Below are 13,760 nucleotides of genomic sequence, written 5' to 3'. Positions count from 1 at the left end.
CCGACAACCAAAACAGGCCCTTCGACATCAGTTCGACCTCCAGCGACTCATTGATGGCGAAGAATATCAAACAAAATCAGCCTATTGTATGGGTTCTCAACCTAAGGCAAGGCAGGACGCGTCAAGGCGCGCAGCCGGAGCCGCACGCCAAAGGCCCAGCGGTTCCGAAAGTGCCGCCGCGCCGTTCAAAGATGGTGGTTTTGGCCGACCAGCCGGCTCGCCGCGGTTTCGGCCATGGCGTCGGCAAGTTCTAGACCCCATTGCTGGCGGCAGTAGGCGCGGAAATCGAAGCAAGGCAGGCCGGGGCAGACCTCGAACTCGATGAGGTGGACCGAGTCGTCGGCCTCGACGCGCAGATCGATGGAGAACACGTCGCGCAAACCGAGCCCGCTCATCAGCCGCTCGGCGATCGCGCGAATCCTGGCGTCGGCGGCCGGCTGGCTGTCGGCGACCGCAACGAGCTCCGGTTCGGCATAGTGTCCTGCCGCCTTCGCCGCCTCGCCAGTGTCGCCGTAAAGCGCCAGGCTGTCCGCCATGGTCTGGAAATCGGCGCCTGAATCGACAAAGGCCACGCCAAGCGCTTCGATCGCCGCGCCCGGCACCAGGCCGAGGAAACTGGCGCGCACGTTGCGGCCGGCGACATAGGGCTGGACGACGACATCGTCGCGATAGGCCGCAAACACGCGCCGGCTAAGCTCCAGTGCGTGGCCGAGATCGCTGGTGCGCGAATCCGGCCAGATGCCGATCTTGGCGCCAAGCCGGTTGGGCTTGACGAACCAGCCGGCGGGCGACGCAGGCGGCTCGACCAGCCACTTCCCGTCGCGCGCAAGACCGGCCTGCGGCACCGGCAGGCCGAGCGCGCCGAGTACGGCGCCGGAGCGGAACTTGTCCTGGCAGAGCGCGAACAGCGCATCGTCGGCGCCGATCGTTTTGAGCCCGCCCAGCCTCGCCAAAGCGGGTGCGGCGCCGCCATGGAAATAGGCAATGCCGTCGGTCAGTGTCCAGACCAGTGTCGTGTCTCGACCCTCGCCAGCGAGCACGCTTGCGGCATCGTCCAGCGCCACCGGCACGAAGGAGAGGCCGCGCGCCTGGCAAGCGGCGGCAAGCGCATCGAATTCATGGGCGAGATCGGTCGACTGCGCCAGATAGGAGGCGATTTCGGCGGCGCGCTCCGGTGCATGACCGTCGGCGACGAGACGGTCGAAGCAGGCTTTTTCCGGCTCATGGACGAGGATCAGTTTTGGCGTTTGGCTCGGCATGAGACGAACGATTCCCGGCGGTACGATCGCCTACCATCGCATGGCGAGGGCAATCGGCTCCCGCGAAACCGACCGGGTCGGACGGTTGCGTGACAACGCAGCGGCCGACCGCGATCCAATCAGGCGATCAGCACGCGCGGCTCGAAACGGCCGTTGACCTTGATGTCGAGCAGGAAGGTCATGCCCGCCTGCGGATCGAGCTGGCGCTGCTTCTCGTCTTTCCCCTTCCAGGCGGACGTCACTGCCAGCCGGTCGGCATTCTTGCCGACAAAGGCCGGACACGATGGCTGCGTCACCGGCATGGCGACCGACCGCAGCAGCGTGCCGTCCGGAGCGTAGGCCTTGACCATTTTGCCGCCCCAGACGGCGTTCCACAGCACGCCGTCACGGTCGACGATCGAGCCGTCGACATAACCCTTGGACGAGCGGTGATCGACGAACACTTTCGGCTCGCCGGTGGGCAGGCCGGTCGCCGGGTTGCAGTCGACGCGCATCAGCAGCCCGGTCGAGGTATCGGTGTAGTAAGCGAGCCCGCCGTCATCGGAAAAGCAGATCGAATTGGAGACGGTGATGTCCGAAAACAGGCGGCGCAGTTCGCCCTTGAAAAACCAGTAGATGGACCCGGCGCCCTTTGTCTCCGTCTTGCCCATCGTGCCGGTCCACAGGGCGCCACAGGGATGGACGCGGGAATCGTTGGAGCGGGTGGCTGGATTGTCGGCCTCGATCGGCGTGTGCAGCGTCATCTTGCCGGTCGCGACATCGCGGACATGGAGGCCGGTCTCGGTGGCGATCAGCTGGCGCTGGTCGTCGATGATAGCGATGGCGCTTGCCATCTGGCCAAGCTCGTGGATTTTCAACGCGCCGCCGGCCACCGGCTTTTCCAGGAGCTGGCCGTTGACGATGTCGAACCAGAACAGCGCATCGGTGGTGGGATCGTAGCTCGGCCCTTCGCCGAGCTGGCAGATGTGATCGGAAAAAACCGAAACCTCACTCATCATGCTTCTCCGAACACCGCATCCCAGGCCGCGACGGCGGCATGTGCGCGTGCCGCCACCTCGTCGACGCTCATACCCGGCTTGAACAGGCTGGAGCCGATACCAAACACCGTCACCCCCACCGCCTTGTAGCCGGCAAAGTCCTTTTCCGAAACGCCGCCGACCGCGCCGACCAATGTCTGCGCCGGCAGCACCGCCCGGATCGCGGAAATGCCTGCCGCGCCGAGCACGCTCGCCGGGAAGAATTTCAACGCCGAAGCGCCGAACTGGATCGCCTGGAAAGCCTCGGTCGGCGTGAACACGCCCGGCATCGTCACCATGCCGTATTGCATCGCACGCGCCATCACCTCGGCATCGATGTTGGGGCTGACCAGCAGCCGCCCGCCGGCCTTGTGCAGGCCATCGACATCGGCTGGCGTCAGCACCGTGCCGGCGCCGACCAGTGCCGTTTTCGGCAGCACTTCGACGATCCGGGCGATCGACGAAAACGGCTCCGGTGAGTTCAGCGGCACTTCGATGGCCTCGATGCCTGCGTCGAACAGCGCCTGGCCGATCGCGATCGCTTCGACCGGCTTGAGGCCGCGCAGGATGGCGACCAGGCCGCGCTTGAGCTTCGGGAAAGGTGCGGTCTGACTCATCGGGCAACTCCAGTTCTGGCGATCATGCCGTTCTCGCGCGCGGCTTCGATGAGACCGGCACGTACGGCCTCGTCGGCATCGACGGTGCGGACCTTAAGTCCGGCAAGGCCGAGCGCGGCTTGGTACAGCACTCCCAGCGCACCGGAGGCGACCAGCACGACGGGTTCCGCGCCGGCGCCATGCCGGCGGCTGGCCGAGGCGATCTCGCCACCGATCAGCAGGCCGGACAGGCAAGCGGCGGCATCGTCCGCTTTCAGATCCTGCAGCAGGCCGGCGGCGCGGATAGAGAACAGCCTCGAGGTGACATCGCCGCCCTCAGTCAATGCGGTTTCGCACCAGCTGCGGAAGAATGGGTTGTCCGAGGTGACCGGCTTGGGATGTTCGCCGAGCGAATGGCGCAGGATCGAGTGCGCGGCAAGCACGGAAAACAGCTCGCCGGTCGGCCAGGTGCCGAACCCGGCAACGGCGCCGTCTTCGACCAGCACCCATTTCGAATGGGTGCCGGGCATGCAGACCAGCTGACGCCCTTTGGCCGGCAGGCCGGCGCCGGCAAGCTGCGTTTCCTCGCCGCGCATGACGTCGGGCGCATCGATCTGGCGTTGGGCGAGGCCGGGCACGATGCGGATGTCGCGGTGCTGGCCGGGTACCCGCGCCGCACCCGCCAGGATGGCGCTGAGCGGCGCCGGCACGGTGACATAGGGCGCTTCCAACCAGCCCTGGCGGGAGCCGGCCATGCCGCAGATGATGACGGGCAGCGCTTGCGGCGCGGCCATCGCCGCCAGATGCCCTTCGAGGATGGTCAAAAAGCCCTTTTGCTGGGCGGTGATCAGGCCATCATCGCCACGGCGTTCGGCAAGAACCTTGCCGTCTTTGTCGATCAGCCAGACCCGCATGCGGGTCGTGCCCCAGTCGACGGCGGCTACCGCCGGCGCTTCGCTCACAAGAAACCTCCATCGACGATCAGCATTTGCGCGGTCAGCATGCGCGAGGCGTCCGAGGCCAGGAACAGCACCGTGCCGACGATGTCGTCCGGCTGCATCACCTGCTTGATGCACTGCTTGGCGACATGGGCGGCAAGCCCCTGTTCGGTCACCCAGAGCTCCTTCTGCCGCTCGGTGATCACCCAGCCGGGCGCAATGGCGTTGACGCGGATGCCGTCCACGCCGAGCTTGCCGGCCAGCCCCTTGGTCAGGCCGAGGATACCGGCCTTGGCGGCGGTGTAGGCCGGCATGTCGGGGTGATTGATCAGATAGGACGTCGAGGTGAAGTTGATGATCGAGCCGCCGCCAGCCCGCTTCATCCCCGGCGCCACCGCTTGCGCGGTGAAGAAATGCGGCCTGAGATTGATGGCTTGATTGTTGTCCCAGAACTCCACCGTCACGTCTTCGACGGCGTGGCGCTCGTCAAGCGCCGCATTGTTCACCAGCACGGTGACATCGCCATGCGCGTCGGCCGCCCTGGCTGCCGAGGTCCGCAAGGCCTCGACGTCGCGCAGGTCGGTCTTGAGATACAGCGGCCGGCGGCCGAACGCTTTCTCGATGCGGTCGGCAAGGGCCGTGCTTGGGCCATCGGCGATGTCGATGAAGGCGACATTGGCGCCCTGGCGCACAAAACCCTCGGTCAGTGCCGCGCCAATTCCGGAACCGCCGCCGGTGATCAGCACCGAGGCTCCTTCGAGGTCGGCAAAATGCGCCGATGGCATCATATCTGTTGTCTCCCAGCGCATGACCCCGACAACGTCCTTTGCGCGTCCTGAAGGACGCGCGGCGCTGTGGTCGGACCGGCGCGCATCCTAGCCAGACACGTCGTGCGGGCAAGGGCGAAAAGGCGGATTTTCGGGCTTATGTCAGACAAAACGACAATGCGCCGCACCGGATGCGCACGGATGCATCATCGAGATTGCGGGCAACGTTGAGCTTGCCGGTCAGATCGCCTTGGCGCGCAAGGCGCCGCGGAAGGAATCGCGGAGGTAGCCGAGCGTGGCATCGGCATCGACCGGTTTGCCGAACAGATAGCCTTGCCCGCCGGCACAGCCGAACTGGACCAGGCGATCAGCCTGCGCCTCCTGCTCGATGCCTTCGGCGACCACGTCCATGCCGAGCCCCTCGCACATGGCGAGAATGGCACGGATGATGTGTTCGGACGGACGGTCGTCGAGAATGGAGGAGACGAAGGCGCGATCGATCTTGAGCTTGTCGAAGTGAAATTCGCGCAAGCGGCCGAGCGAGGATTGGCCGGTGCCGAAATCGTCGAGCGAAACGCGGATGCCGACGCGGCGCAGATCCTCGACGATCTTCTCGGCCGAGGCAGGATCGTTCATCAGGCCGGTCTCGGTGATCTCGATCTCCAGCCGGCGCGGATCGAAGCCGGTGCGCTCGAGGATCGCCAGTATGTGCAGGCCGGTGTTCTGGTCGACGAGCTGCGAGGGCGACAGGTTGAACGACAGGAACAGGTCCTTCGGCCAGCTTCTGGCCGCTTCGGTCGCCTTGCGCAGCACCAGCTGCGACAGCGGGCCGATGATGCCGCGCTCCTCGGCGATGGGGATGAACACCGTTGGCGGCACCGAGCCGAGATCGCGGTCGGTCCAGCGCGCCAGCGTCTCGAAGCCGATGGTGCGGCGCGTGTTGAGGTCGACGATGGGCTGGAAATGCGGCTCGACCTCGCCAGCCGAGACAGCGCGGCGCAGCGCCTGTTCGATGCGGGTGACGCGCTTGGCCGCCTCTTCCATCTCGCGGGTGTAGACGACGACGCGGCCACGGCCGGAACGCTTGGCGTGGTAGAGCGCCGTCTCGGCCTTGTTGATGAGGATCTCGGTGGTCTCGTCGCCCGAATAGAACAGCGAGCAACCGACCGAGGCCGAAAGCCTGGCGGTGCGTTCGCCGACATCATAGGGCGCCGAAAGGATCTCGATCAGCATGCGGGATTTCTCGGCCGCCGCCTCCTCGCTGAACACCATCGGGTAGAGGAAGGCGAATTCGTCGGCGCCGATGCGGCAGACGGTGGAATGGCCGTCCATCGAGGCGCGCAGCCGCATCGCGACCTGGATCAGGATATCGTCACCGGCCTTGTGCCCGAACAGGTCGTTGATCGGCTTGAAGCCGTCGAGGTCGAGAATGCCGACGGTGAACGGCGCCGGGTCGTCGGCACGGTCGCTGATCAGGCGATCGACCTTGTCGAAGAAGCGGCGATGGTTGCCAAGCCCGGCCAACGGATCGGTGAATGCCAGATCCGTGCTCTCCCTGTTTGCCTGACCGGTGCCAAACGAAGTTTGCATCGGTGTCCCTGTTTTGTGACGTCGGAATTTAGTTTCAGACTGGCAGCAAACCCTTTAGGAAACGTATCCCCAAATCGATTATTCGCGGGTAAAGCGCATTGTCTTCGGCAGGGTCGACGCGACGCGCGTCAAGCCTTCACGCGGATCCTCAACCTGGGCCGGACACGATAGAGTTCGAGCGAAGCGCCACGGGTTTCCGCGATCGGCTCCAGCCATTCCGGCACCTTGCCGCGCATCAGCCCGGCAAGAAAACCGTCCGGCGCGGTGAAGGCTAAAAGCTGGCTTTCCGAGTTGCCGTGGCACAGCGCCACAAGGCCGACGTGATGATCCCCGACGATGGACCTGGCTTGCGCCTCGGAACCAAGGAAAGCGTCGAGCGCAAGCAGGTCTCCCGCGACGTTGCGGTGGTAAGGCCCGGCGAACACGCGATGTCGGGAGTACAGCAGGATCGGCGATCCGAGATTGGAGACGGCAAGCACGGTGGTATCGGGCAGCCTGCCGAGTGTGGCGAAGGTGGCCTTGGCCTGGCAGGACGGGTCGACGCCAGCGTCGCTGGTGATTTTTGCGCCGCCGGTTGCGAGCGCCGCCGACGCCGCCTGGGCGGCGCCCGACCAGATCGAGTTCACCGAGATGAGCCAGGCCGCGGCCATCCGCAGCACCGAGCTGCGCGACGGGCTGGTTTCGGCCCGCCGCCGCCATTTGGCGATCCAGGCCGAGAGCGGGATCACCGCGAAGGCAATCGAGAATGTCGAGCCGCGCACTTGCCAGACGCTGACCAGGAACGCCACGACCAGCAGCATGGCGACAAGGCTGTCCTGGCGCCGCCAGCCGCCACGGCGCAGGCGCAACGCCATCAGCACGAGCGCCACCAGCGGCGTGGCATAGCGCGCCGCCAGCTCGGCGGGATCGTGGGCGGCGAGTTGGAACAGCGACTGCGCCTCGTCGATATGATCGAGCCACAGCGTCTTCAGGCGCGGATCGAGCCCGGCATAGGGAGAGGCCAGACATTGCGGGAACAGCAAAAGGAGAACCGCGCCGAGCACGAGCGTAAGCACGCCAAGCGAGAGCAGGCGCTGCCGGCGCGTGCGCCCGGCCGCTTCGATCGAGGCGATCGCCGCAAGGCCGGTGCCGGCAAGGGCCGCGACGACGAACTGCATCGTCGAGAAGGCATCGCATTGCGCCTGGCCCCAGGCCGATAGCGGGATGGTGGCGACGAAGACAAGCGCTGCGACGCCGGCAAAGCCAAGGCCGAAATCCCTGGCGATCAGCCTTTCGCCTGTTGCGTCAAAGGCGAACAGCGTCGCCACGCAGACGCCGATGGTGGCGACGTAGGGAGCGGTTTCCATGCCGACGGCCAGGGTCAGCGCGGCGCACAGGCCGGCAAGGAACGCCGCCGGCCGGCGCATGCGCGCTTCGAGCAGGAAACTCAGGCTGGCGACGGTCAGCATCAGCTGGATATTGTGATGATCGAGCGCGCCCGGCTCGAAAATGCCGATGAAATACAGCGCCGCCGCGCCGACGATGACGGCGGGCAGCACCGCGCCATCGCCGGCAAAGCTGCGCGCGGCGCGAATGATGAAGACCATGGTCAGGCCGAAGAGCAGTGCCGGCCACGCCACCTGCGCGACGTTCTCGGCAAGCGTGGTGTTGCCAGTCAGGCTCGAAACGGCGAGCACGATGGCGGCGATCGGCGCATCGACCAGCCGCGACCAATGCATGACGAAGCCGCCTTCGAGGCCCATCCGGTATTGATGCAGGTCGAACCAGCCCTGGCCGGCCAAGAGGTCGCGCACCTCGACCAGCCGCAGCAGATTGTCATTGTCGCCGCTGGCATTGGTCAGCGCCGGGAATCCGGCGCAGGCGTTGACGACAAGGACGCCGAGCGTGGCAAGCAGCGCCAGCATGAGGTCCGCTCGCCAGGAGGCGCGTGCCCCTTCTTTGGAAAGCATCGCAGTATGAGCGGTGGTCATGGAGTGGGCTTTCAGCCTTTGTCTGTCGGCGCACGCTAGCGCCGGCCGCTTCACAAAGCGTAAAGCGGCGCGATTTTGCGCCACTTTTGGGCGCCGTGCGTCAATCGCGCGCCGGAAACACCCACAGCGACGACAGAATGTAGCTCACCGTGCTTGCGGCAACCGTCATCAGCGCCGACATGGCAAGCGCCGACATGCCGAAACGGGTGACCGCCAGATGCGACACCAGGCCCGAAAACAGCGCGCATCCCACCTGCAGCGCGAGATAGCGCGGCATGGCGCTGGCATGATCGTGCTGGCCGCCGAACGTCCAGCCGCGCTGCGCGCTATAGGCAACAACGAAGGTGATCGCATAGGCGACGACACTGCCGATGAAAGGCGAAAAGCCCAGCGACACCAGGAGCCACGACAGAACGAACAGCAGCAATGCGGCGCCGACGCCGACCGTCAGGAACCGGAACAGGCGTGTCTGGACAAGGACCGGCAATGCGTCGCTCACGTGTTGCGCCCCGGCAGTTGGTTAGCCGGCGATTCACTGGCCGGCGATTGATTGGCCGGCAAGTCACTGGATTGACCGGCCCGGCCGGACTTCAGCCGCTTGACCGGTATTTCCAGGACACCGAGCAGAAACGCCGAGAAGAAGACCTGGAATGAAATGACGATCAGGCTCAAGCCCAGCACCACGATACGCGGGATTTCGGAATCGTTCAGCGGGCCGAAGCCGAGATGTGCCCAGCGCGCCACGGCATAGCCGAAGAACAAGACGCCGCCGGCAAAGCAGATGCCGGCATTGGCGGCGAGGCGGTCGGTGCTGATGGTTCTGGTCAGCCAGTCGGAACGGCGGCTTGGCGGCAGGATGCCGGTTATCTCGGCATAGTATCGCGAAATGGCGCCGAAGGTGATGAGCTGGACGCCGGTGACGACCATGAAACAGGCGGCAACGAAGGTGTTGAGGTCGAGCGACAGATTGTCGATCACCCGCAGCGGTCCGAACACCAGCAGCGCCGCGAACAATAGGCCAAGGCCGCCGAGCACCGTGCCCGGGATGAAGAACATCCAGCGCGGATTGTAGACCAGCAGGAACTTCAGGTGCCGCCAGCCGTCGCGCCAGGTCCTGAGATGCGGCGGCCGGCTGCGGCCGTCGGGCTTGAGCGTGGTCGGCACTTCCTCGATGCGCAGGCCGGCAAGGGCGCCGCGCACCACCATCTCGCTGGCGAATTCCATGCCGGTCGTCTGCAGGTCGAGCTTCCTGATGCTGTCGGCATTGAAGCCGCGCAGGCCGCAGTGGAAATCCCCGGTCTTGATGCGGAAGAACAGACGGCCGACAAAGCTCAGCACCGGGTTGCCGAGATAGCGGTGCAGCGGCGGCATGGCGCCGGCTTCGATGCCGCCCTGGAAGCGATTGCCCATGACCAGGTCGGCACCGTCGCGCAGCCGCGCGACGAAGGCCTCCAGCGCGTCGAAATCATAGCTGTCGTCGGCATCGCCCATGATGATGAAGCGGCCCTTGGCGGCGGCGATGCCGCCCAAAAGGGCCGCGCCATAGCCCTTCTGCGCCACCGGCACGACACGGGCGCCTCCCTCCACTGCAATCGCCTGCGATCCGTCGGTGCTGCCATTGTCGGATATCAGCACCTCGCCGGAGATGCCCGCTTTGTCGAGGAAGGCTTTCGCCTTGCCGATGCAGACGGCCAGCGTCTCGACCTCGTTGAGGCACGGCATGAGGATGGTGAGTTCGAGCTGTTTGGTTGCGGCGGCGCGGATGGCGGTGACGGCGTTCATCGGTCGTTGTTCCATCGGGTACCCGGCGCTGCGTCAGTTCGGCCCGGCGCATTCGGGCTTACCGTTGCACGGCAAGGCTTAAGAAAGCGATGACGCGCAGCCTCGCCTTGTCTCCAATCGGAAGGCAGGGGCGGGCTTGCGGTTGTCTGACGCCAATCTTCAAAATGTCGCGATTGGCAGATGGGCGGTGAGCCTGTACAGGCAAGACAGTCGCCCATCCGAGCCGCCGGAGACCTGCCATGAAGCTGAAAATCGCCGTCCAGATGGACCACATCGCCACCGTGTCGATCGCTGGCGACACCTCTTTCGCGCTGTCGCTGGAAGCGCAGCGGCGCGGCCATCAGCTGTTCCACTACACGCCCGACCGGCTATCGCTGCGCGACGGCAAGGTGTTTGCCCGCATCGAGGAAATGCAGGTGCGCGACGAGAAGGGCAACCATTATTCGCTGGGCGAAAAGGTGCGCACCGATCTGGCGGAAATGGATGTCGTCCTGCTGCGCCAGGATCCGCCCTTCGACATGAACTACATCACCACCACGCACATCCTCGAGCGCATCCACCCGAAGACGCTGGTGGTCAACGACCCGGCCTGGGTGCGCAACAGCCCGGAAAAGATCTTCGTCACCGAGTTTTCCGACCTGATGCCGGACACGCTGATCACCAAGGACCCGCTCGAAGTCGCCGCCTTCCGCAAGGAGTTCGGCGACATCATCATCAAGCCGCTCTACGGCAATGGCGGCGCCGGCATCTTCCATCTGCTGGAGGGCGACCGCAACCTCGCCTCGCTCTTGGAAATGTTCGGGCAGATGTTTCGCGAGCCCTACATCGTGCAGCGCTACCTGAAGGACGTGCGCAAGGGCGACAAGCGCATCATCCTGATCGATGGCGAGCCGGTGGGCGCCATCAACCGGGTGCCCGCTGAGCACGATTCCCGCTCCAACATGCATGTCGGCGGCCGCGCCGAAAAGACCGAGCTGACGACGCGCGAGCGCGAAATCTGCGCCCGCATCGGGCCGGCGCTGAAAGAGCGCGGCTTCATCCTGGTCGGCATCGACGTGATCGGCGACTACATGACCGAGATCAACGTGACATCGCCAACCGGCGTGCGCGAAGTCAGGCGCTTCGGCGGCGCCGACATCGCCAGCCTGTTCTGGGACGCACTCGAGGACAAGCGGCGGACGTAGTCCGTTTTCATTTTGTCTTAACCATGTTCCGGTTTTTCAACCGGGCACAACCCGGCCGCGACCGGTGCGGCTGGGTATTCTTGTAATGTTCTTGATTTGATCAGGCGATTGTAGAGGCCACTGCGGATCGACACCGGCGATGGGCTTCCTTCCCCACCACTGACCTTGCTGTTTCCTGTTGGTTGCGCGACAGCTAATATGTGCGTGTAGTTCGAAGCCTGAAGGCTCACGCCATGAAAATTAATGTCGTCTGCGCGTATCCACTAGCCGACAGCTACCAGGCATCGCTCCACAAACGGGTCGTTCAGACCCTCAAAGCCAGGGGTGACGAGGTCGTTGATTTCGATCTCCATCAGATGAAGTTCGATCCTGTGATGCATGCCGAAGAAAGACGTGGCCACTTTGATCCTGCTCAGGCACCCCGCGATTTGCAGATTTACATCGACGCGTTGAGATGGGCGGAAGCCTGCGTTTTCTGCTTTCCCACATGGTGGTCAGGCATGCCTGCAATCTTGAAGGGTTATTTTGATCGAGTTTGGCGACCAGGGGTGGCTTACGAGTTGCCGGCAGACGGTGGCGTGATCAAGCCGGCGCTATTGAACATCCGGCGGATGGGGGTTGTTACCACATGCGGCTCGTCGTGGTGGTATACCGAACTGTACATGCAAAACCCAGGGAGGAAGGTGCTGCTGCGAGGCCTCAAAACTATGTGCGGCCGCAATGTGAAGCACCTCTACCTGACGAGATATTCTGTCGAGAGCATCTCTGACCACCAGAGGGAAATGTTCGCGCGCAAGGTGGAGCGCCTGTTCGACAAATTCTAGCCATCCACGCCCGGTATCTCATCTTCGATGCCAGCGAGTTCGACGCCAGAGAGCGTTTGACGAAGGGAGCGCTCACATGAACGGCACATCCTTTCCGGAAGTGTCATTCATCGTACATGGGGCAACCTTATGTTCTCGTAATGTTCTTGCCTAACTCGGAAATCTGTGGTTGTCTTCTCTGACCTCGCTCGCGTCCTGATCGCCTGGGCATAAGCGAACTGTTATCCGGGGGCAAAAAAATGGTGGCGCGGGTTCGCACGGTCGCTTTCCAGGGCATCGAGGCAGTGCCGGTCGACGTGCAGGTGATGATCGCACCCGGCAAGGTCAACATGCACATCGTCGGTCTGGCCGACAAGGCGGTGGCCGAAAGCCGCGAGCGGGTGCAGGCGGCCCTTCATGCCTCCGGCCTGTCGATGCCATCGAAGAAGGTCACGGTCAATCTGGCGCCGGCCGACCTGCCCAAGGAGGGCAGCCACTACGATCTGCCGATCGCGCTTGGCCTGATGGCGGCACTGGGCGCCATTCCGGGCGACATGCTGGCCGGCTATGTCGTGCTTGGCGAGCTGTCGCTCGACGGCACGATCGCCGCCGTCGCCGGCGCCTTGCCGGCCGCGATCGGCGCCAACGCCGAAGGCAAGGGCCTGATCTGCCCGTTCGCGTGCGGGCCGGAAGCGGCCTGGGCCGGCGCCGATTTCGACATTCTGGCGCCGCGCAGCCTGATTGCGATCGCCAATCATTTTCGCGGCACGCAGGTGCTGTCGCGACCGGAGGCCGGCATCCACTCCTCGGCGCGCGACCTGCCCGATCTTGCCGACATCAAGGGCCAGGAGACCGCCAAGCGGGCGCTGGAAGTGGCGGCCGCCGGTGGGCACAACCTGTTGATGATCGGGCCGCCGGGATCGGGCAAGTCGATGCTGGCGCAGCGGCTGCCGTCGATCCTGCCGCCGCTGGCGCCGAAGGAATTGCTCGAAGTGTCGATGATCGCCTCGGTGGCGGGAGAACTCGGCGAAGGCAAGCTGACCGACCGGCGGCCGTTCCGCGCGCCGCACCATTCGGCCTCGATGGCGGCGATGGTCGGCGGTGGCATACGCGCGCGGCCGGGCGAAGTGTCGCTCGCCCATCACGGCGTGCTGTTCCTCGACGAGTTTCCCGAATTCACGCCGCAGACGCTCGACGCGCTGCGCCAGCCGCTGGAGACCGGCGACTGCATGATCGCGCGCGCCAACCATCGCGTCACCTATCCGGCGCGCATCCAGCTGGTCGCGGCGATGAACCCGTGCCGCTGCGGCATGGCCGGCGAGCCGGGCTATCGCTGCCTGCGCGGCGAGCGCTGCCGCACCGACTACCAGGCGCGCATTTCTGGCCCGCTGCTCGACCGCATCGATCTCAGGATCGAAGTGCCGGCGGTCTCGGCCAGCGACCTGATCCGGCCCGACCGGGCGGAGAAAAGTGCCTCGGTGGCGCTACGAGTGGCGCGGGCCCGCACCATCCAGCGCGAGCGTTTCGAACGGCTCGGCGTCAGCGCCACCACCAACGCGCATTGCGCGCCGGCAGTCATCGAAGAGATCGCCATGCCGGATGCCGCCGGCCTGTCGCTGCTCAAGGACGCCAGCGAAAAGCTCGCCTTTTCGGCGCGGGCCTATCATCGCGTGCTGAAGGTCGCGAGAACACTGGCCGATCTCGACGCCAGCGAAACCGTCGGGCGCATCCATCTGGCGGAAGCAATTTCCTACCGCATGAGTTCGGAGCGCGTGGCGCAGGCGGCGTGACGTCCCCCTCCTGCTTCAAAGGCGGGGGACCGCAGGCGGCGGCACCCGGCCCTTGGCTCCCATCA

Annotated in this window: 12 protein-coding genes; 3 read left to right on the top strand and 9 right to left on the bottom strand. The window is 65.0% G+C overall.

The window, feature by feature from the left end; all coding sequences use genetic code 11:
• Nucleotides 1–185 precede the first annotated feature (185 nt).
• The 9 genes from ACFFNA_RS12145 to ACFFNA_RS12105 all read right to left on the bottom strand — a co-directional run bounded on the left by ACFFNA_RS12145 (nucleotide 186) and on the right by ACFFNA_RS12105 (nucleotide 9,918).
• Entirely contained in the window at nucleotides 186–1,259 is a 1,074-nt protein-coding gene (locus ACFFNA_RS12145) for a D-alanine--D-alanine ligase family protein (RefSeq protein ID WP_378918458.1), read from the bottom strand.
• Between the two features lie 119 nt (nucleotides 1,260–1,378).
• Nucleotides 1,379–2,254 (bottom strand): SMP-30/gluconolactonase/LRE family protein, encoded by an 876-nt coding sequence (locus ACFFNA_RS12140; RefSeq protein ID WP_378918456.1) that lies wholly within the window; start codon nucleotides 2,252–2,254, stop codon nucleotides 1,379–1,381.
• On the bottom strand, nucleotides 2,254–2,892 hold the full coding sequence (locus tag ACFFNA_RS12135) for a 2-dehydro-3-deoxy-6-phosphogalactonate aldolase (RefSeq protein WP_378918454.1): 639 nt from the start codon (nucleotides 2,890–2,892) through the stop codon (nucleotides 2,254–2,256). The genes ACFFNA_RS12140 and ACFFNA_RS12135 overlap by 1 nt, the downstream gene beginning before the upstream one ends.
• Nucleotides 2,889–3,833, bottom strand: coding sequence for a 2-dehydro-3-deoxygalactonokinase (locus ACFFNA_RS12130; RefSeq protein WP_378918452.1), 945 nt, complete (start codon nucleotides 3,831–3,833; stop codon nucleotides 2,889–2,891). Before ACFFNA_RS12130 ends, ACFFNA_RS12135 begins: the two co-directional genes overlap by 4 nt.
• Nucleotides 3,830–4,597 carry an SDR family NAD(P)-dependent oxidoreductase gene (locus ACFFNA_RS12125; RefSeq protein WP_111545326.1) on the bottom strand — a complete coding sequence of 256 codons (768 nt, stop codon included), beginning with the start codon at nucleotides 4,595–4,597 and terminating at the stop codon, nucleotides 3,830–3,832. The genes ACFFNA_RS12130 and ACFFNA_RS12125 overlap by 4 nt, the downstream gene beginning before the upstream one ends.
• Nucleotides 4,598–4,816: 219 nt before the next feature.
• Complete coding sequence (locus ACFFNA_RS12120) at nucleotides 4,817–6,166, bottom strand: putative bifunctional diguanylate cyclase/phosphodiesterase (protein WP_378918450.1); 1,350 nt, start codon at nucleotides 6,164–6,166, stop codon at nucleotides 4,817–4,819.
• Between the two features lie 128 nt (nucleotides 6,167–6,294).
• The gene (locus ACFFNA_RS12115; RefSeq protein WP_378918448.1) at nucleotides 6,295–8,136 is read right to left on the bottom strand and encodes a TgpA N-terminal domain-containing protein; all 1,842 of its coding nucleotides are present in this window, start codon (nucleotides 8,134–8,136) and stop codon (nucleotides 6,295–6,297) included.
• Nucleotides 8,137–8,236: 100 nt separating this feature from the next.
• Nucleotides 8,237–8,635, bottom strand: coding sequence for a GtrA family protein (locus tag ACFFNA_RS12110; protein WP_378918446.1), 399 nt, complete (start codon nucleotides 8,633–8,635; stop codon nucleotides 8,237–8,239).
• The gene (locus tag ACFFNA_RS12105; RefSeq protein ID WP_378918444.1) at nucleotides 8,632–9,918 is read right to left on the bottom strand and encodes a glycosyltransferase family 2 protein; all 1,287 of its coding nucleotides are present in this window, start codon (nucleotides 9,916–9,918) and stop codon (nucleotides 8,632–8,634) included. Before ACFFNA_RS12105 ends, ACFFNA_RS12110 begins: the two co-directional genes overlap by 4 nt.
• A gap of 239 nt (nucleotides 9,919–10,157) precedes the next feature.
• On the opposite strand from ACFFNA_RS12105, the gene gshB reads away from it, so the two are divergent.
• From gshB to ACFFNA_RS12090, 3 genes are all read left to right on the top strand, one after another.
• Nucleotides 10,158–11,102, top strand: coding sequence for a glutathione synthase (gshB, locus tag ACFFNA_RS12100; RefSeq protein WP_378918442.1), 945 nt, complete (start codon nucleotides 10,158–10,160; stop codon nucleotides 11,100–11,102).
• Between the two features lie 233 nt (nucleotides 11,103–11,335).
• On the top strand, nucleotides 11,336–11,926 hold the full coding sequence (locus ACFFNA_RS12095) for an NAD(P)H-dependent oxidoreductase (RefSeq protein WP_378918440.1): 591 nt from the start codon (nucleotides 11,336–11,338) through the stop codon (nucleotides 11,924–11,926).
• Between the two features lie 239 nt (nucleotides 11,927–12,165).
• Entirely contained in the window at nucleotides 12,166–13,695 is a 1,530-nt protein-coding gene (locus tag ACFFNA_RS12090; protein WP_378918438.1) for a YifB family Mg chelatase-like AAA ATPase, read from the top strand.
• Nucleotides 13,696–13,760 lie beyond the last annotated feature (65 nt).

Origin of the sequence: Mesorhizobium kowhaii, assembly GCF_042431665.1 — a bacterium.
GTDB lineage: Bacteria > Pseudomonadota > Alphaproteobacteria > Rhizobiales > Rhizobiaceae > Mesorhizobium > Mesorhizobium kowhaii.
This window is presented reverse-complemented; position numbering and strand designations above follow the sequence as displayed.